Raw genomic sequence first — 18,652 nt, 5'->3', positions numbered from 1 at the left:
TTAACGAGAACACGCGGTAGTAATGACTAGCAGAGAGCGGCCTGACACCGACGCTAAGTTGGCTAGTCTGCAGGCGAGCTGTCATCCCCAGGTAGGTACAACGAATGGCTTGACGGGAGCTTCGTAGGCTGAGAGCTTGCGAGCCAACACCCTATGGAACGGACGCCCATGTCGCGCAAAGGCCTCGAAGCCAAGAAGCGTCACCATTACGTTTGGGCGGAAATATTTGACCCGCTGGGGAAGCGGCACGAATAAAGTTTTCTACACCATGAAGACTGGCAAGATTGCCCACGACAGCGTGCGAGCCATAGTTGCTGACGACTATTTCTACAAGACCACTGCGCTTACCAACATGCACGTGGAAGTGATTAACGGCTTCTCCAGAAAAAGCCCTGACCGTCTTCATCAGTAGCATGTGTCATACCTCAATGACTTCCTGAGGATGCAGCACGCTGAGGCTATCTATCGTGAGTCTGGTGTGCAGAATCAAGAAGCCGAGCTGCATCTTCATGCCATGAAGTGCAACCTACTGGAGAATCTTCACGCATCCCACGAAAAAGGGGCACTCACTGTGTTGTCCGCGCTTGCTGATGAGCAACTTGATGTGCTGCAAGATGACCAGCACATGATTGAGTTCATGATGTTCTTTGGACACCAGATCTCCCGCACGAAGCCTTTCCGAGATGACGTGATCAAGGCTCAACCCCGACGCAACGCTCTAGAGATTGAAGTGGCCGACGCGATGGCGCACGCCTGGTGGTTTCTAAGCTACATGTTTGGGATGAGTATCGGATTCAACCTGTATGCGAGTCGCCAGAATGATAGGCATGCGTTATTGGTAAACGACACCAATGTGCCTTTCATTACGTCAGACCATCCTGTCGTCAACGTGCACCGTGTGTCTCAGAGACAGAGTTCGTCGCACCTGAACATGCTGATTTTCACTATCCGATCTCTCCGCGAATCGCCTACATGATTTGCGATTCCGAACGGTTCACATCGGGCAAGAATTGGGTTGATGAAGACACCGTGGTGGAGCTCAATGCCAAGGTTGCAGCTCAATCGATGGTGCATATTATCGGTGATACCGAGAAGGCCATTCATCCCTTCCAAACGCACATCGGGAGGCGGTATCGGAGAACTTTTGAGGGGCGTGTTACGGTCTGACCGACCGCACGCTTTTCCCTGATCAGGGGGAGGGCTGTGTAATTCGCATAGGATGGTTTCCCTTGTTGCCTCATAAAATATCGGCGTTATAGCGTTCGCTGTTGGTCGCTGTGATGCCGCCAGCGTAGTTAATGAGATCAATCGTTGTCCATGGCCCACATCGACCTCGGAAGAATCGGATGCCCTGTTCGGCAAGTGTCTTCTCGACATCATAGCGGCGCTGGTAGCTGGTAATACGTTGGAGATCTGCAAATACCAAGACGTTGTCCACGTGGGAACTCATAGCGTATACCTCATATGTGAAGGGCCACAGGCAGCCTGGCGCTGCAGCTGGGGCGAAGTTATCTGGAAGGATGAGTCACAGGGCATCTGTGGAGCACCACTTGCCAGGATTTTCCTGCCAAGCAATGATTGCTGACTCACGCCATCCAGCCCGACCTGGTGAGATACGGACTGGCTGCACGATACCTGCGAGCAATTGATGAAATCAGAGACCTACACGGGCTGCCTGAAGACGAACCGCGTCACCAAATTTCGCCTCTGGTGTTCGTTGGCCGCTTCTAAACGCGTGCGAACCGGCTGAGGGAGTTACTAACGCTTCGCCCACAACTTGAACCTAAATACGTGTTCTCGATACCGAATTTGAGTCAAATGACCGCTGTGGAAGCTAAGCGCGAGTGACCGCTTCTGGCCGGTTGCTGCCCCTAACAACCGGCAGTAATGAGCCAAAAGCGATGGGGGGCCTCTGCTATGCTTTTCACTTGGCTTCCTGTCACTTGTGCTGCACCATCCCTCCATTGAGATACGTTCGTTGGCTTTGAGTTAGCCGCGACGTTTGGGGCGACTGTATCCGGCTTGTTCGAGGAGTTTACTAGCCTCAATAATGTCTAGTGGGTGCCGCTCCGGATCCATCAGATCAGTGTAGAAATTTGCGCAGCCACCTACCACATGACCACTCCAAATGCAGGTTTCCCTGTACTCTTTACGAAAAACCTGAAGCAGTAAAGTTTTAAAATTAAGTGTCGGAGAAAATTTAGATTTGTAAACGTTCCCCTTGATCATATAATCCTCCCAATTTAGCCTTATAGGCAGTCGGAAACCTTCCATTCGGGTGGATAGATCTAAGATAATATTAAACGTCAGAAACTCTACTCTGACCCCAAGAAGATCTTGTGCCAAAATCCTGTTTAATACGTTGTCTCTTCCCTCGTCAGTATTGTACAAACTGGTCCACACACCTTTCTGTGACGACTGGACCACGACAATGTGAGCACGTTGGATAGAGCCGGAGCCATCCATGACTATTGCATATTCGGCAGCGCACGGTTGACGATCGTTGCCAGCGTAAAAGATCTGCTTCAAAAGATTATCTCGCTCTCCTGGCAGTTAACTCAAAAAAGTCACGAGTTTGCTGCCGAACTGTGTGGTCTGTTTTGATAAACAACTATCCGCGCTTAGAATCATTTCAAGCTGCTTTACTTCAACCAATCCCTTTTGATAGAGGTCAGCCCATATGCTATCGAGAATTTCATGGTTTTCAATTAGTTCGGGCATGGCGCTTGCGATAATCTGGGATAAAGAAACTGTGGTTTGGTACGGTTTTGCTCGGTTGTTATCCGCAAACCACCGATCAGGATTCTCGAAAAGCTTTAGCAGCCTAATGTGAGAAACTGTGCATACGTCTACAAAATTGAGAAATACCTGGCGATAATCATCGCTTGGACATGTAGGCATCGCAGAATTTATTACAGCGTTGCGCAATGCTTCGAGTTTCTCTGCTTGATGATTTCTCAGGGAGATATTGCAAACCTCCGCAACAGTGCTGACAAAGGCTTCATTTTCCTGTAGACCTGCCTCCGTTACAATTCCTTGCTCTATGAGGTCGTTAAGAGCAGCCCCAATGGCAAGCATTGTTTCCGTGCGGCGCCTATTTAAAGGAGCCTCGAGTAAAGAATTAAAAATCTCCAATAACGGGCTTCCCACAACTGGGATCGCACCTATAGTAGCTCTTCCAATGCGGTGTAACTTCTCATCAAACGGCTCGACTTTTGGGTCTGCCGCTTCAAGATCAACTTTGTTCATGATTAGTGAATCCTTGATATGCCATGTGAGCGAATACTTACTACGATCGTTGCTTGCCGTTGACAAGCATATCAACTTCACTTGGAGCTAGGTAGTGACTCATTAATGGGGCCCTAGCAGGCAATTACTATACCTAGTGTGTCTAATCCCCTATTCATACAGCTCTATTCGCTGACGGCTGATGTAGAGTACCTATGGGGCATCGGACTGTTTTGCAAATCGAAACAGCCTGCACCGAGCTTGGAACTTAACGGAAGAAGGACCATTTTTCGAGCAACCTAGACCCATGTGTGTTGATTTCATGCTCAGAAAAACATGCAGTGTGAGGGAACGCCAAATGTCTTCGGCATACGCCGGCGTGACGGAATCCTTCTTCAGCTCGAACCAGGCGGTGGCCACGTTCTCGAAGGTGTGTTCCGTTTCCGCTCGTTTGGCCTCCTGTAGCTCATTACGCTGAGCTTTTGGGTCGATGCCCTGTGCAAGCAGCTCTCTGGCCTCAACGGTTTTCTTCCTCGCTTGCGCAAGAGAAACCTCGGGATAAGAGCCGAGTGCCATGTTGATTCGATTTTTGGTGACGGGATGCCGGTAGTTGAAATTCCACTGCATCGAGCGATTGACCCTGACTCGCAGTTGGAACCCGTCGCCATCTGTGAGGACGTAATCCTTGTCTTTCGGTTTGACCGCCTTGCTGGCGGTCGGAGAGGCGGATGGTTTGAGTGCACATGAGAAGTACTCCATGACACCTTTGGTATTCCCAAGATTAGCGCCGGGGTAGCCGGGAATACCATTGGGAATACCAAACTGCCTGGAACTCACAAAGCCTGGAAAGCCTCCCGTGGCCCTGAAACCCCGTATTCACTGGATTTCAGACACAAAAAAAGACGTCCATGGACGTCTTTTTTTGTTGAATTGGTGGGCCGGGGTAAGTTGAACTGCTGCTGTATATATATGATTTGTATTAATAATAGTTAGCATATTTTGTTTGTGGAATACCGATTGGAATACGGTTTTAGTGAAAACTGCTCTGTTCAGGTTTTCTCTATGAGTCAATGTCATGAAGGAAAATTCGGAGTAGTAAATTTTTCGCCTCTATTTTTCTTCTCAAGATGCTTTGTGCAACCTAAGGCATAGGTGGGGCAGAAGCGGTCAGGAGAGGGGAGTTCAAGAAGGCAAGTAGGTATGCCTGCTCGGCTAGACACCTTTAATGGCATTGGGCTACTTTGGCGGCTTGTGCATCGACAACAGGCCACCACGCCTCGGTAGGGATACGGTTATGATCACTGAGCTTCAAGCCAGCAAGTCCTGCTATTTCTACAAACAAAGCGCCCCTCTCACAGCTAAAGCAGTTAATCAGCTTTTTCGAGCGGTGCGGCAAGGTCAGTTTACCCCTTCTAATAACCATTTTTGCTACGTCCGCCAGCCGCATGGTGACGCCCTTTGGTCGGCTGTATGTTTCCAGTTTGATCGTAAGCCAGCCTTCTTGGCCGATACCACCAAAGTGTTTGAAAAGGTGAGTGGCTACTTGTTGATTGTCGAGTACAGCGATCACATTGCGGTGTTCAAATCCCAACTGGATCTCACCCCGGCGTTTGTCAAAGCGCATCTCTTACGTATCAATGCTCAGGATATCGATACCGGGATAACCACCGAGAGCTCTGTATTCGGTCGAGTTCGGCTCCGGCATATGACGACCTCTAGACTAGCCCTGCGAGGGAAGACGCTTGAAGGGGAGAACCTTCTGAACAATGTTGGATTGACTTCATCCAGCCGTTTCGCGCCGCTCGGGTACAGCTTCCGCCACGACGGAGAGCATTTCTCCACCACCCCACGGACGGGACGCATTTCCCAGCGGTCTGACCGATCTGGCCATGAGCATCTGGTGGATTTTGCCACCGCAATTATCGACCAGATTACGGTCAATGCCGGCGCCGATTCTTCAGCCTTCCTGAGCACCTTTGCCCGACCTTTAGAGCTATCCCAACTCAGTGCACTGCCGACACAATTTGCGGTAGACACTGCACTCTTGCAGGAGAGCATTTTTGATGATGCCTCCGTACGATTCGTAAAGCCGAACGGTGCGGGCTATCGGGAGCTGGGACGCGTAGAGGTTGAAGCCATCATTCAGGATCTGACGCATGTTCTTACTGTTGAGCAGGCAGGGGGAAAGGCGTTGCTGAAGCATCCTGTGACAGGAGATGAGGTTGGCGGAATCGCGCTGAACAAAACTCGAATCGCATTGAGGAGCCTGGACGTCCCTTCGATCTCGGACGTCTCTGTCGAGAGTACACAGTATGTACTGGGAACAGATGAAAACCGCCTGCCGCTTAGACGCTTCATCGATCAAAACGACGCCTTCATTGTGTTGTTCGATCAACCTCAGTACGCCTATATCGACGGAAGCGTGTACCAGGACGACTCCCTCACGAGCGGAGGGGCTACTTTCTTGGGTTACCTATTCGCAAGTGAAGAGCTTGCTCACGTCACGGGTGAGAAGGGGACGTTCTCGGCAGCGCATACGACATTTGATGATACTTCAACCTTTGGGGCAATTCTTGGCCCTATTGCGGCAGAGGATGATGTCATCGTGTGTGACGATCTCAACGAAGAATGGGCTGACTTCATCGGATTCAGAACAGACCCAGCTTCCCCTCGGATCACCTTTTATCATGCCAAGCATGGGGCGCTTTCACTGGGTGCCAGCCCGTTCCATATTTCGGTCAGCCAGGCGCTGAAAAACCTGGGAAACCTGGCACTTCCAGAACCGAAAATGGCAGCGAAATTTGGGGTATGGGACCGCTGTTACAACAACGACAGACAAAGAACTAGGATCCAGCGAGTCTGTAGAGGGACCATGGCCGCCGTCCAAGCCGCTGTTACCCAGTGTCGTAGTGCTCCGCATACCATGAAGAGGGTAGCGATTGTGACGTCATCGCTCAGCAAAGCTGCCGTAGCGGCAGAATTTGACAGGATGAACGTCGGAGGGCGGGTTGACCCCTATTTTGTGCAGCTCTATTGGCTCCTCTCGTCTTACTTTGCCGCGTGTGCTGAGGTAGGGGCTTTCGGTTGTGTGATTTGCCAAGAGTGATCCCAGAGAAACTCGAGGCGAGGTGGCCGTTGCCCTTTTTTATTAGTCTGGGTCTTGATCGCCTAATGGGGGAGCCAGCTTTTTTTGGTAGTAGGATGTAATTTGTTTCAACGTGAGTATGAGCTTGGTTTAGGAAAGCCGCCTCTAATAACGGCCACTATAATCAGAATAATTGATTGGCCTGATTGATGGGCAAAGACTTTTATATCGTCTTCGATAACTCCGATGGGGGTCAATTTCTCAGAGGTTTCAAGTACGGAAAGTATAGCGATCCGTTTGCCAAACCCAATTGCATATGCGGCCGCTTGTTCAAAATATTTCGAAAAGTGTTCTGGCAGTAAAGCTTTCTTGTGCTCCACCTTCAATTCCAGAGGAATGCTGTGAAAGCTCAGGTCGGTTATACCTCCAGCGGCCTCGCCATGAGCTTGAAGGCTTTCTCCAATATCGCTGCGGTTTCGCAGCATTTCGGTCACCTTGCTTTGAAAAGCACGCTCAGAAGTCCCAGTCTCAAAGATTGCATCTCTCAGGGCTTGGCCAGCAATGTTCCCAATCCCTGAGAGTAAAACCATAGCGTTGGAAATGTCGTCAGGGTTAATCCCTGGTTGGCTTCTTAACTCGTTCCTTATTTTAAGAAGATATTGGTCGATATTTGAGAAACCGGTAAGCGGGTTGGCTACAACATCGCAGCCTTCTAGCAAAAGTCGTCTATGGCCTATCGTAGTGACCTTTTGCCGACCATTTATTTGGTCAAACTCAGCTGCGTAGAGAAACTCATAGGGCCGTGAGCCAAATGAGTGTGCGACTTCTAAAACTGCTCGACCAGTCGCCGTAAATGTGAATGGGTGTACGCCATCAGGTTTCGAGAATCTAAAGCTCGGAAGCCAATTTCTCTCTCTTGAGTCCATTGTCACTGGAGAGAGAGAAAGTGAGTGTGCGTCGTTTGGCCAATTCGACACTCTGACCTCAATGGCCAGATCGTATGATATTCCTGGTTTCAAATAATTCCAGTTTTTTGCAGGTTGGCCATCGATATCAAATTTTAGAAAGGCGATCGTGGAATCGAGATTTTCAGCGGGTTGATCTGGTAGTTTAGTGTGTGGAATCGATAAGCCGCTGCTCCGGCTTTTCAAAAAAAGCGGTAGAGGGAGAGGCCAGTTGAGCAAATCTTTCTGTATGGCAAATAAGTCGCTTGGATTGACAAGGTTCTCCACTGTGGAAAAGAATTTTAGTAACCGGTCATTCATTGTGAAACTTAAACTGCGATCTATATCGGAAACGTGAAGCTTCGCTGACTGCAAGAAACGTTGGGAGTCAGGTGCCGCAACGCGAATACTGTGTCGCCACTCTGCTAACAGTATGAATATTGTAGCCGCAGTGCAATGAGCCTTGTAATCGTCCACTGTGCCTGAGGATGTGAATGTTGCAAGATTGTCTTGCAACTTGGTACAGGCCGTATTTAATTCGGAGAATTCTCTGTGTGTTGGCTGTAGAATATCTTCAAGTGCCGACCAAATTTCAATTCTCAAAGAAAAAATCTGGTGGAAAATTTCTAGTTTTGGCTCTTGCCTCATTCTCTTTCTCCAGGTCAGATGTTAGTTTTTTCCAGTTGCTGAATAATTCTTTGTTGGTGATTCCGCTTTTGATGGTTTTTTCAATGCGGCTGGATGTGGAAACTAAACTAGCTTGTAGTAGCCAATGTGTCGCTCTGTCTTCATTAGGAATGTTTTCTGTTATTTTTAATAGGCAGCCCTCAGCAAGTTCCTGTAGTCCGGCGCTGCTTAGTGAGGCGACATACAGCAAAGCCTCGCTGAAGTTCGTTGGGTTGGAGAGGTCAAGGTTGTTGAATGCTGAAATTAAATCGTCTGAACAGTTCCTGAGTTCGTTTTTGCTCGCGCGTAGTATAATGGTAGAAGCGGAGTCGATAGAGATAGATCGGATATAATTATCTTGAATTGCTTTAGTCGCGACCTTTGTAAAATTCGGAGCGTTTTTTAAGCTGCGCCCTAGGTGTTCGATTGCGCGGTATAGTGCACCCTGTTCAAGCCTTAAAGTAACTTCTGATAAAAACTTGCCCGTTGATCCCTCTATTTGTTCTGCTGATATGCCAGTGGATATAAGTGTTTCAATGCAGTCGACCGTGAACTCATCCTGTTTGTTTGTATTTGAATAGTGGAGGATTAAGCTCCAAAGCTTATTTTGTATGATGGAAGAGTGTTCTTTGGGTAAGGGGTTGTGTCGTAAGGTGCGAACGGCAGCCTTGTGGACAATTATATAAGGGTCTGTTAAGAGAACGGCCACTGATTCTATGAAGAGATTAGGGAAGTTTTCGATTAATTTTCTTGGGACTTTCTCCCATGCCTCAATGGCGGAGGCCCGGATGAAGCTATGTTCGTCCAAAATCGCGCGGTACCAATCCGATAGTATAAGATTTATACTTCGCACATCCGTGAGGAGTAAAGAGATAGCGCCGATCATCTTCCCGCGTAATAGAATTTGGTCGTTGGGCAAACCTCGGTAAAGTCGCAGAAAGTCTTCGATGCCTTCGACACCTTTATAGTTTGCGCCTTTCGCTGCCCAACTGATTAGTGCTCCTTGTAACCTATCAATTGCCGAAAGTTTGTTCCTTTTGTCTATTCCAGAGAATAGATTTTCGGGAACATCAACAAGTCCTTTTTCTCGTTCGTCATCATGTATTCTCCCCAGCGTGGCAGCGGCCCCAATCATATCGTCGAAGTGAAAAGCGGCCAGCTCTTCAAAACGCTCTCGTGGATTAAGAAAGAAATGGGCGGCTTCACTTCCTGAGTCTGTAGGGCTTTGAACAGCGCTCCATAGTAGCCTTCTGAATGCTATTCGTTGTGCCTGGCCGATACGTGGAGCTTCATCATAGGGTTGATTAAGAACTGAGTAGTAGACTTTGCAGTATTCTTTCCGCCCTATTTCGTCATTGTCCGCGAGATAGGACTCAAGAAGCAGGTCGGTACTGGCCGGAGAAAATTCTAGAAGTTTTTCTGCAGCCTTACGTAAATAATAAATGGTTGCGCTGTCTTTCTTCTCGTTAGGGAATAATGTTCGCCTGCGCATAAGTTTCGAAATGATTGTTCTTGCGTGCAACAAGAGTAAGTCACTATCGTTGGTGGCAAGTATAATCTCTAAGGCATCCTGCACCGCGTCCGATCTTGGATCACTTAATAACTCTTTTATTTTTGAGCTGATTTCTGTTGATTTGGATGCGAAAAGTTGACGAATAGGTCTGCTGTCGAGGCTTTCTCGAACTACGGATCCGAATATTTGTCCAGGGGGAGCACCTAAGGCTAGTGTTGCAAAACGGCGTACTATCATTGGGAGATCCGTTGAGGGGATCGCCTCAGATTTAGACAGAACAATATCAACTGCATAGGTTGACATTTCACCCGCTTTTATCAATCGGATAGCGATTAGGAGCCGCTCCTCGTCTTCCAGCGAGGCTTTGAGTAATGCTTTACCTGCTGAAATTGAATAAGGTAAGTTTCCACATAAGACATCGGGCAGTACATGTAGGATGATATTTCTAGTGAAGGTCTCAGGTGCTAGCTTTGCAAGCTGTTCGAGGCGAGGATCTTCGCTATCGATTGAGTCCTGATCAAGTTCGTCCAGCAGGTCAAGGACGAAGCTTTCTTCTAATGAGGACTCGTGACGTAGTTTTGCCCGTGCTTGGCGTCTAAGATCTTGGTTTTGTTTTCTTAAATTTTCTTCATTCTCACGTTCTTTTTTTCGGAGCTCAGCAGCTTGTTCCCTTGGTCCAATGAAGGCAGATATGTTAGGGAGCCCTACGTGAACACGTTTTGTACACCCTTTGCAGTTATTTATGTAGAAGTCATAAGCAGCATCTTCTAGTCGCCAACTTTGCATTGAGTGCGATTTGGAGTATTTGCATTGCATGCCCATGTGACCAATAGGGAGGTTGGTCATTTCTTCTATCATCCCCCTGCCACCACTCCTTGTGATTTCGGCGTGGAAACACCAGTTACGTACAAGTGTCATTGCCCGGAGATTGGCCTGGCCTGCTTCTATAGCTCTGCCAATCTCATCGTCGAAGTTTTCCATAGCGATTTCCAGGCCTTTTGTCAGCCTCGGTTGGTTGGCAACCCTCTACTTTCTCGTGATGTGGCACAGGAAAAAACGTGGGGGCTCGGTGTTTCTTCAGTAGCAAGATAATATCCCAACGCTGGGCACCAATGGAACGTCCAGGATATGTAGATCACATGGTGATGCGCAAAGCCGGCTTACCCATTCGCTGCCAGATCAAGATGGCGGTGAGTTGATAGTAATATCGAGTAGCCTCGGAGCGATCCTTCAAGTAGTGAGCCAAGAAGCAACGCACATGTTTGCATTGCCAGGTCCAAGGGTTTTCGCGCTGCCATTGCTGCTGGATGGCAGCTTGCATGATTCGAGCTTGGCGTAGGTGTCGTCGCTGTGTGATCTGCGAGCCGGTCAGGGCACCACTCAGAAACATCTCCATTTCGAAGGGCTTGGTCACGTTCTTCCTCCTACATAGGCCGAAACCACATCAATTCGGTTATGCCCAAGCTCAATGCTGATTTGCCGTCGTGCCTTCTGATCAAGACCGCGGTCAATGCGATAGCATCGGCCACCATTGATGGGCGCGGGGTGGCCCGTGAGCTGTGTGTAACGTTCGCAGGCGTACGCTGCTCGCAATTCATGAAACCCCTTCAACCCTTGTTCCTGAAGTAATTCACGAGCAGGGCGCACTGTCTGTTGCAGGAACTTGGCGTAGCTTTCGTCTCGGGCTAACAAATTGCGGCTGCCGGTCGGCGAGGTATGACAAGCGATCAGCAGCGCCGCCTTCACCTCTTCATTGGCCTCGATCCAGCGCGGTGCCGAAGCCCCGGACCTGCCACCTTTGGTACCGTCCTGAATATTGATGCGACCTAAGCACTTAGCCTCACGTTGCAAGCGTGGCAAGTCAGCCAGGATGGCTTCGCGTAGGCGCATGCCGGTTGCGCGGGCCAAGCAGACAATCGCGGCTACGCGGTGGTGCTGCTGTTCGCGAAGCGCTTCAATCACTCGACTCAGTTGTTGGTGGTCTTGGCCATCCGGTGCTCGGGTGCGTACGCTTGATCGCTGCATGCCGAGTGCCTTGCTCGGGCTGGCGATTTTCACGTACTGATCACCGCGTAGCGCAGCGAGGGTGCGGTTGACGCTACTCAGGCGGTTCTGCGCGGTGGCGATGCAGAGTTCGCCTTGCTGGATCTGCTGGCGCAGGTGCGCGGCGTAGCTTTGCAAGGTACTGCGATCTATCTGGCGGGCATCGTTGTAACCTGGGCCGTCCGTAGACCGACACCATTTCACAAACGCCTGCCAGCGATCGCTGTGTGCTTTGACCGTGGCGAAGTGTCCGCCCGCAAACATATCTTTCAGTGCCTGCGGGCCGGCATAGCTCAATTGGCGGCCGTAGCCAAAGTTTCGCCCATCACGCCGACCGACCAACGCCATCTGCGTCACCGTTTTCATTGTCTTGCAGAAAGCGCAGCACGGCTTTCCAGTGGGTGCTGATCTTGTCCACCTGTTGCCAGTGTGTGGGGCGAATTAGCAGGGCATTTTGCTGGTGCCGCAGCATGACCCCTTCTTCGCGCAACTGCTGGATAAGCAGGTCGATGTCGGCGGAACCTAAGGTGGGTGTGGCGACAACGGCGACAGTGACGACAACGCCCGCAGTTGCCGGCCTGGGACCCGGCGACAAGGCGGCGACAGAAGTGGCGACACACCGCAGCGCAGGTCGTGTTTGATGCTGCGCCTGATAACGGCGCACTGCGTCATTGAGGCGGAACATGGCGCACCTCGAAAGTTTTGGCATCGAGACTGTTCAGCCAGTTATGCGTGATCAGTTCGACCAGTAGCGTGGCGGTGTGATGGCTGCTCTTGCGGGCAAAGCGTGGGCCATTGCGATTGAGGTCGCGAATGGTGAAGTGGGTCCAGCCTTTTTGCGTCAGCCAGCGCAGCAGTCGGTCCGCCTCTTCGCGTAACGTGTTGATGGGTTCTTGTTCTGTCAGGCGCTGGATCTCAGCCAGGTAGTAATCCATCAGCGTCGAGGCGCGCTGAATATGGGCTTCGCCTACCACTTTGGCGTCTTCAATTACCGCGAGTACGCCGGCAACGCGCAGCACATTGGCTGCCGCTTTTCCTGCGACGGATTGGATGCTGGCCAGTTCGCCGAACTCGCCAGACTGGCATTCGATTGTGTTGTGAATATCAATCCAGGCAGCGCGGGCGCTAGGCGTCAGTTCCAGCCTGGCTGGGTTAAGTGAACCGTCCTTATGCAGCGACAACGGCTTATCCAGCAGGGTAGTGATGCGTGCTTGGTAGCGCTGGACCTTTGCATCTCGCGTCAGGTCGATTGCCTTGTACAGGCGCCGACCGACCAGGCGTTCGGGCCAACTGATCAGGCAGCGGCCGAGGATGCCTTGACCATTGATTACCGGATCTTTGAGTAGCTGGTTGGCCAGGTAAGGCTGAAGCATCAGATGCAGACTTAGACGGCGATCATAGGCACGCAAGCTTTCCCCGGGCATGGAGCGCGCTCGGTCGATTGGGCTGCCATCCCAGAGCGACGATAGGGTAGTAATGGCCTTGAGTTGGTTCTCTTTGCTCATGGTGCTGCTGCCGAGGAACTGGCCACCTTCATCGTTGAATAACCCCATGCTGGGCAAGCCATGGCACAGGCTTTTGATCAAAGCCTCGATGGTGGGTTCGGCGATGATCAACCTGGGCGGTACGGGTTCGGAAAGCTCACGGACTTCAGGCTTTCCACGAATGGCTGCGCGGTAGGCTTTCAGCTGTTCCGAGTACAAGGCCCATTGCTGGCGCTCCCATTCGCGCGCCGCTGTCAGCGCCAAGTGGTCCACCGCGCTTTTGCGATCACCCGACGACGCCACCGTCAGCATGTACAGGGACAGTGGATAGATACGGCCATCGAGATGCACATTGGCGTGCGGCTGACTCACCAGGGCTGACGTGGCCAACACCGATTGCGCGGCCATGGCGCAGGGCACGCCGATGACTTCGGCCATTCGCTCTATCGCTGGCCCCAATATCTGTCCCAACGCTTCGACCGGATACGTCAGTGGCTCGGGCCGGTATTCCAGCAGCGGCCGGGGCAGGTCGAACGCTTCGCACAATTGCATCGTCATTCTCCTGGTGCTTCGAATTTTTCCCTCACTCTCCCCGCCACGGTTGTTGAGTGTTATCAGGGATCAAGGCCCCTGCTACCTGTGAGGGTTGTCCACTAACGTGGGACTGGCGGCTCCTTACGACCGGGAGCTTGGGCATCTCATGATCTGGCCTCCTGAGCACTTCGGCTGAAGTGGGCGGGTGGAGGCTGCGTTGGCTGACGAGACCAGCGCCGCGAGATCCTGACTCGGTTGCAGGCAGTGATGCGATGAGCGGGGCGTGCCTGACTGTCAGTCAGGTGCAGTCCATTCCATAGGCTGCGGCACCATCATCTGCATCGCTGCTGCGAGTGACATCGGGGGTTGTCATGCCGATTGTCACTGGGACAAAAGCTGCAATGCGTTGCCTGGTAAGGGCTGCGGCAGTGGGTTTGGCGCCCGTCTCTTTCCGGGAGAAAGAGACGGGCGTGGGTTGCCGCATTTGCAATGTGGATAAGTTGGCTTCGATCACGTTGGGCGTGACTGCGCGCCTTATTGGAAGCGAGCGCGCATGGGCTGGGACCACCACTACGTGGCGTAGCCTTAAAGGTCCCTGGCCACCTGGGCATGCTGTCGATGACAGCGCGTTACGACTCTGATGTAGCGCGTGCTCGGCGGGTGGTCAATCTCGGATGAGGTGTGGTTTTTGTGTGATGTACAAGTATGGAAGAGGGTGGCATTGAGTGGGCGATGGACCATTCGTCGGCTTTTTTAAGTGAGCCCCTGAGGACGGGAAGGCGAAGCCTTCCTGCCCTCAGGGGCTTGGCCGGTAAAGCTCAAGGGCGACGTGGGTGGTGGCGACTGTCGCCGATTTGTCGCCGCACGCCAAGCTAGTAAATACCTGGGTTGTCGCCACTGTCGCCGCAGTCGCCAGCAGGAACTGATTAACTAATCGGGATGACGTTTCCGCCTTTGTTTTCACGAATGGCTGTCATCGACAAATTGCCTGTCGCTGCTTTTTGGATGTACGCGCTCCACCAGGCCATCATCGGCCGCCGACGTTCGATGTAGTCCGCTCAGCTATAAGCGCTTCAGACTTCATCTTTGTCGACGTGGGCGAGGGCGACTCTCATCAGCTCCCTGTCACGCCAGCATAGTCGCGTCATCTCTACATTCCTGATCGTGCTGGTTGGGCGTAAGTGAACATTGTTTGGCGTTCATTACGCACTTTGCTACTGGCCGTTGTGCTCCGCTAGCACCGCGCTGCAAAATCTAGTAAAGATCTCCGACCTTGGATGAGACCGGAAGTCCGCATGCCCTACATATCGAAAGGAATCCAAATGAGGACTGCTCACGAGCTGAAGCTCGCCCTCGCCTTGCTTGTCATTAATTTTGGAACGGCGCAGTCAGGCAAGCGCATCATTGCTACTTCACGATTGCTCTTGTGTTGGAGGAAGGCTCCGGCAGGCACTTTTGTTGACTATCTATGGAGCGAAGTATCTTCCTTGTCTTCAAAAGAAGCTTTTCGCGAGCTGATCGCGCAGAGCGCACGTTTTGTGATGCTGTCTTCAGCCCAAGAGGTGGAAGGCATGATGAATACGCCCCACAACAAGCGGGGGGTGTCGCCAAATTTAGCTCGCAGCTCGGCTTTTCGAAACTTGGCTTTTCAATCCGTCTTGTTGCCGCCAGACGTTGTGCGCCGCCATGGTGTAGTGGACAACAGCTTTGAAGAGCCCTCCTCGCGGTTGGGGCAGCCGGATTATTTGGTGGGATGGAGCAGGGAGCCGATATCCGCAGACAGGATGGCTTCCCGCGTTCCCGAGCATGTGATCGAGAACTTTACTAGGCACATTATCCATTTTGGTACTGATCGCTTGTCGGAACCTGGCCGTGGCTCGACTCGGTTTACCGATTTTCGAGGTGACGATAAGGTCACCTACGGCCACGCCCAGGTATCAGTGCCTCATATTCACAAGGAGGGTTACATTGAGCGTCCTCCAGCAGCGTGGATGATCTGGCGTGACCACTCTCAGAGATTAAACAAGCACATCGTCATTCACAAAATCACAGAGCTGGATTTACCTGCATGGCTCGAAAGCGCCAGTCTTCCCGCAAGCGATGGCTTACTGTTTATTCACGGGTTTAACGTGACGTTTGACGAGGCTATTTGGCGTGCTGCTCAAATCTGCCATGACTTAAAATTCACCGGCATCAAGCTTTGCTATTCCTGGGCGTCCTGCGGGAAGGTAGTCAGTTACATGTCTGATGAAGCAACGGTCGATTGGTCGGCTACGCACCTGAAAGAGTTTCTGAAACAGGTCACGCGAAACCTGGGCCTCACGCGTCTCCATATCATCGCCCACAGCATGGGTAATCGTGCATTGCTTTCAGTGCTGGAAAACTGGAAAAACCTGCCGGGCGCAACCCCTATCAGCCAGGTCGTGCTTGCCGCTCCCGACATAGATGCAGGACGATTCAAGCAAATTGGCCGAGTGTTCAGCGACTACGCCCAAGTGACGCTTTATTCCTCTCAAAATGACAGAGCGATTCGGCTATCTCGTAATCTGCGCTCGCTCGAGCGCGCTGGAGATTCATCCCCTCCGATCGTGATGAATCACCTCTCTACGGTAGACGTCACCGCCGTAGGAAGAGAGATGTTCGGACTGGGACATAGTTACTTTGCAACTACGTCCAAAGTGTTCCGCGATCTGTACTACATAATCCAAGATGGGCTTACTCCGGATAGCCGTGCTGGAATCAAGAAAACAAAGCAGGGTCATTGGGAATTGACATGAAGAGAGTTGGTGTCGACGACCACTCACTATATTGAGGCAAGAGCCTCAAGGCTTGGCTTTCCAGTACTCCTGGGCTTGTTCTAGAAGAAGCCTTGTAGCGCTCAGCGTATCGGCACCACGTTGTGATCTCTGGTTTGATTAATCGCAGATGCCGACAGGTTGCCAGTGGCCGCTTTCTGGATGTGCTCACTCCACCAAGCCATCATCGGTCGCCGGCGTTCGATGTAGTCCGCTCGGTTGTAAGCGCTTCGGACTTCGTCCTTGTCGACATGCGCCAGCGCGACTTCGATCAGCTCCGGATCCCACCCATGCTCGTTCAGGATGGTGCTTGCCATGGAGCGCATGCCGTGGCTGACCAAGCGGTCCTGGAAGCCCATGCGTTTCAACGCCATGTTGGCGGTCTGGCTGTTGGCGTGGGTGCGCGGATTTCTATCTGCCGGGAACACGTATTCCCTGTGACCACTGTGGGGTTTGAGCGCCTCCAGTAACGCGAGTGCCTGTTCGGTCAGCGGGATGGTGTGCGGACGACGCTTCTTCATGCGCTCCGGCGGGATGGTCCAGATGCGTTTGTCGAAGTCGATGTCTGCCCATCGGGTGGTAGCCGCTTCGGCAGGGCGGGTCATGGTGTGCAGTTGCCATTCGATCAGGCAGCGGGTTATCCGCTTGATGCTGGCGTTTGCGATTTCGATCATGAGCTCGGAAAGTTCATCGGGTCGTAGCGCGGCCATGTTCTGTTTCTTGGGTTTCTTGAATACTGCGCGAATGCCACTGAGGGGGTTCGCAAAGATCAGTCCTGAATTGACCCCGTAGGTCATAATCTCGTTGAGCCGTTGGCTCAATCGCTTCACTGTCTCGAGACTACCTTTGGCCTCGATCGGGCGAAGCAGTTCGATGACCATCGGTGCGGTAATTTTCGAGACCGGCGTTGTTTTCAGGTCTGGAAATACGTGCAGCGTGAGCGATCGCCAAATGTCCTCGGCGTACGCTGGCGTGACGGAGTCCTTCTTCAGCTCGAACCAGGCGGTGGCCACGTTCTCGAACGTGTGTTCCGTCTCCGCTCGTTTGGCTTCGTCCTGTGCATTGCGTTGCACCTTGGGGTCAATGCCTTGTGCCAGCAGCTCGCGCGCTTCAACCACTTTTTTCCTGGCGTTCGCTAGTGAGAGCTCTGGGTACGTGCCCAGCCCCATATTGATACGGTTTTTGGTTACCGGCTCGCGGTAGTTGAAGTTCCACAGCATCGAGCCGTTGCTCCTGACTCGGAGCTGAAGGCCATCACCATCGCTGAGGACGTAATCCTTGTCTTTTGCCTTGACTGCCTTGAGCTGGCGGTCGGAGAGGCGAAGGGCTAGAGCAGGCATGAGAGCTACCTCTGACACCGTTTTGGTATTCCAAAAAATAGCACCGTAAGGCTTGGAATACCATTTGGAATACCCAAACGGCTGGAACTCAAAAAACCTCTGCAGAGCCCAGTAGCGCTTAAACCCTTGATTTTGCTGGATTTCAGGCACAAAAAAGACGTCCATGGACGTCTTTAGATGATGAATTGGTGGAGCCGGGGGGATTTGAACCCCCGTCCGCCAGTACTCCGCTGTCGGTACTACATGCGTAGCCGTTTCTATTAAGTTAACCCTCAGCGACCCGAAGGGCAGGGTGCTTTGGGCGAGTTGTGTAAGTTTTAGCCGCTTCGTCCACAACGTACTGCACGGCGATTCTGTTCTATATGACAATCACTTTGGGTTTACAGACATCCCCTGGTGATTGCTGGACCCGAAGGTACCAGAAGCTCAGGGCTAAGGCTGCTTACGCAGCGAGAGCGAATTCCTGGCCGTAGTTTTCGTCATTGGCAACTATAAGAAGTTGCAACAGTGGATTTACGAGTTCTGTTACCAACTCGGCATGCACCTAAAGTTTCGCGACCGGCGTCGAATCCTAAACGGCCCCGTGCTTGTAACTCGTTGTTTCTAGTGAGTGACAAGCTTGTGTAGTGTACGCCAAACCTTCACGAAAGGCCAACCCGAAGGTCGGCCCTATCGCTTACTGACCGCCTTTGTCGCTGTTCTGCAGGTCTTGCAGGGCCTTGGAGGTGATTTCGATGCACTTCTTGTGATCGCCGGCGGCGCTGGCTGCTTTCGCCTGGGAGACGGCGGTGTCGATTTCGCCGCTTTTGCCACTGGTGTCGGTGGCGAGCAGCGCCTTACCGTTGTTGATTTTGTCCAGGTTGATCTGGCACAGGTCTTTATCACCGGCCGCAAAAGCAGGGGACGCCAGCATCGCAGCGGTAATGAACAAGCCAGCAAGAGCGGAACGCTTCATAGGGTATCTCCTTGCACAATTGGGCTCGACGCTGCCGGCGTTGGGGGCCTGCCAGCGACATCACG

Annotated in this window: 14 protein-coding genes, 1 other RNA gene and 2 pseudogenes; 4 read left to right on the top strand and 13 right to left on the bottom strand. The window is 51.9% G+C overall.

Annotated features, from left to right (window positions below):
• The first annotated feature begins 442 nt into the window (after window positions 1-442).
• Complete coding sequence (locus C4J88_RS27870; protein ID WP_256659058.1) at window positions 443-976, top strand: DUF4238 domain-containing protein; 534 nt, start codon at window positions 443-445, stop codon at window positions 974-976.
• 261 nt (window positions 977-1,237) lie between these two features.
• Here C4J88_RS27870 and C4J88_RS23175 read toward each other — a convergent pair whose 3' ends face one another.
• On the bottom strand, window positions 1,238-1,450 hold the full coding sequence (locus C4J88_RS23175; RefSeq protein WP_124408206.1) for a hypothetical protein: 213 nt from the start codon (window positions 1,448-1,450) through the stop codon (window positions 1,238-1,240).
• A gap of 158 nt (window positions 1,451-1,608) precedes the next feature.
• On the opposite strand from C4J88_RS23175, the gene C4J88_RS28185 reads away from it, so the two are divergent.
• Window positions 1,609-1,731 carry a hypothetical protein gene (locus C4J88_RS28185; RefSeq protein ID WP_372238025.1) on the top strand — a complete coding sequence of 41 codons (123 nt, stop codon included), beginning with the start codon at window positions 1,609-1,611 and terminating at the stop codon, window positions 1,729-1,731.
• 822 nt (window positions 1,732-2,553) lie between these two features.
• On the opposite strand, the gene C4J88_RS23165 is transcribed toward C4J88_RS28185, so the two are convergent.
• On the bottom strand, window positions 2,554-3,249 hold the full coding sequence (locus C4J88_RS23165) for a hypothetical protein (RefSeq protein ID WP_124408204.1): 696 nt from the start codon (window positions 3,247-3,249) through the stop codon (window positions 2,554-2,556).
• A 291-nt stretch (window positions 3,250-3,540) separates the two neighbouring features.
• A pseudogene (locus C4J88_RS23160) lies at window positions 3,541-3,973 on the bottom strand (integrase arm-type DNA-binding domain-containing protein); the annotation flags it as partial.
• 549 nt (window positions 3,974-4,522) lie between these two features.
• On the opposite strand from C4J88_RS23160, the gene C4J88_RS27545 reads away from it, so the two are divergent.
• Entirely contained in the window at window positions 4,523-6,334 is a 1,812-nt protein-coding gene (locus tag C4J88_RS27545; protein ID WP_218567109.1) for a hypothetical protein, read from the top strand.
• Between the two features lie 107 nt (window positions 6,335-6,441).
• Here C4J88_RS27545 and C4J88_RS23150 read toward each other — a convergent pair whose 3' ends face one another.
• The 7 genes and pseudogenes from C4J88_RS23150 to C4J88_RS27865 all read right to left on the bottom strand — a co-directional run.
• On the bottom strand, window positions 6,442-7,905 hold the full coding sequence (locus tag C4J88_RS23150) for a hypothetical protein (protein WP_124408203.1): 1,464 nt from the start codon (window positions 7,903-7,905) through the stop codon (window positions 6,442-6,444).
• Window positions 7,850-10,417 carry a hypothetical protein gene (locus C4J88_RS23145; protein WP_124408202.1) on the bottom strand — a complete coding sequence of 856 codons (2,568 nt, stop codon included), beginning with the start codon at window positions 10,415-10,417 and terminating at the stop codon, window positions 7,850-7,852. Before C4J88_RS23145 ends, C4J88_RS23150 begins: the two co-directional genes overlap by 56 nt.
• A gap of 154 nt (window positions 10,418-10,571) precedes the next feature.
• Window positions 10,572-10,850 carry a hypothetical protein gene (locus C4J88_RS23140; protein WP_124408201.1) on the bottom strand — a complete coding sequence of 93 codons (279 nt, stop codon included), beginning with the start codon at window positions 10,848-10,850 and terminating at the stop codon, window positions 10,572-10,574.
• The gene (locus C4J88_RS23135) at window positions 10,847-11,827 is read right to left on the bottom strand and encodes an integrase domain-containing protein (protein ID WP_124408677.1); all 981 of its coding nucleotides are present in this window, start codon (window positions 11,825-11,827) and stop codon (window positions 10,847-10,849) included. The genes C4J88_RS23140 and C4J88_RS23135 overlap by 4 nt, the downstream gene beginning before the upstream one ends.
• Complete coding sequence (locus C4J88_RS23130) at window positions 11,805-12,164, bottom strand: hypothetical protein (protein ID WP_124408200.1); 360 nt, start codon at window positions 12,162-12,164, stop codon at window positions 11,805-11,807. The genes C4J88_RS23135 and C4J88_RS23130 overlap by 23 nt, the downstream gene beginning before the upstream one ends.
• A complete protein-coding gene (locus C4J88_RS23125; protein ID WP_124408199.1) occupies window positions 12,148-13,515 on the bottom strand; it encodes a YfjI family protein in 1,368 nt (455 codons plus the stop codon). Before C4J88_RS23125 ends, C4J88_RS23130 begins: the two co-directional genes overlap by 17 nt.
• 908 nt (window positions 13,516-14,423) lie before the next feature.
• Window positions 14,424-14,624: pseudogene (locus C4J88_RS27865) on the bottom strand (integrase); the annotation flags it as partial.
• A 195-nt stretch (window positions 14,625-14,819) separates the two neighbouring features.
• Here C4J88_RS27865 and C4J88_RS23115 point away from each other — a divergent pair.
• A complete protein-coding gene (locus tag C4J88_RS23115) occupies window positions 14,820-16,274 on the top strand; it encodes an alpha/beta hydrolase (protein ID WP_124408198.1) in 1,455 nt (484 codons plus the stop codon).
• A 101-nt stretch (window positions 16,275-16,375) separates the two neighbouring features.
• Here the strand turns inward: C4J88_RS23115 and C4J88_RS23110 are convergent, their stop codons facing one another.
• From C4J88_RS23110 to C4J88_RS23100, 3 genes are all read right to left on the bottom strand, one after another.
• Complete coding sequence (locus tag C4J88_RS23110) at window positions 16,376-17,632, bottom strand: integrase domain-containing protein (RefSeq protein ID WP_042956729.1); 1,257 nt, start codon at window positions 17,630-17,632, stop codon at window positions 16,376-16,378.
• A gap of 186 nt (window positions 17,633-17,818) precedes the next feature.
• Window positions 17,819-18,215, bottom strand: a transfer-messenger RNA (tmRNA) gene (gene ssrA / locus C4J88_RS23105).
• 93 nt (window positions 18,216-18,308) lie between these two features.
• Complete coding sequence (locus C4J88_RS23100) at window positions 18,309-18,587, bottom strand: hypothetical protein (RefSeq protein ID WP_124408197.1); 279 nt, start codon at window positions 18,585-18,587, stop codon at window positions 18,309-18,311.
• Window positions 18,588-18,652 lie beyond the last annotated feature (65 nt).

Source organism: Pseudomonas sp. R4-39-08 (genome assembly GCF_003852275.1).
GTDB lineage: Bacteria > Pseudomonadota > Gammaproteobacteria > Pseudomonadales > Pseudomonadaceae > Aquipseudomonas.
Note: the sequence above shows the minus strand (reverse complement) of the source record. Positions and strands in the feature narration are given on the sequence as shown.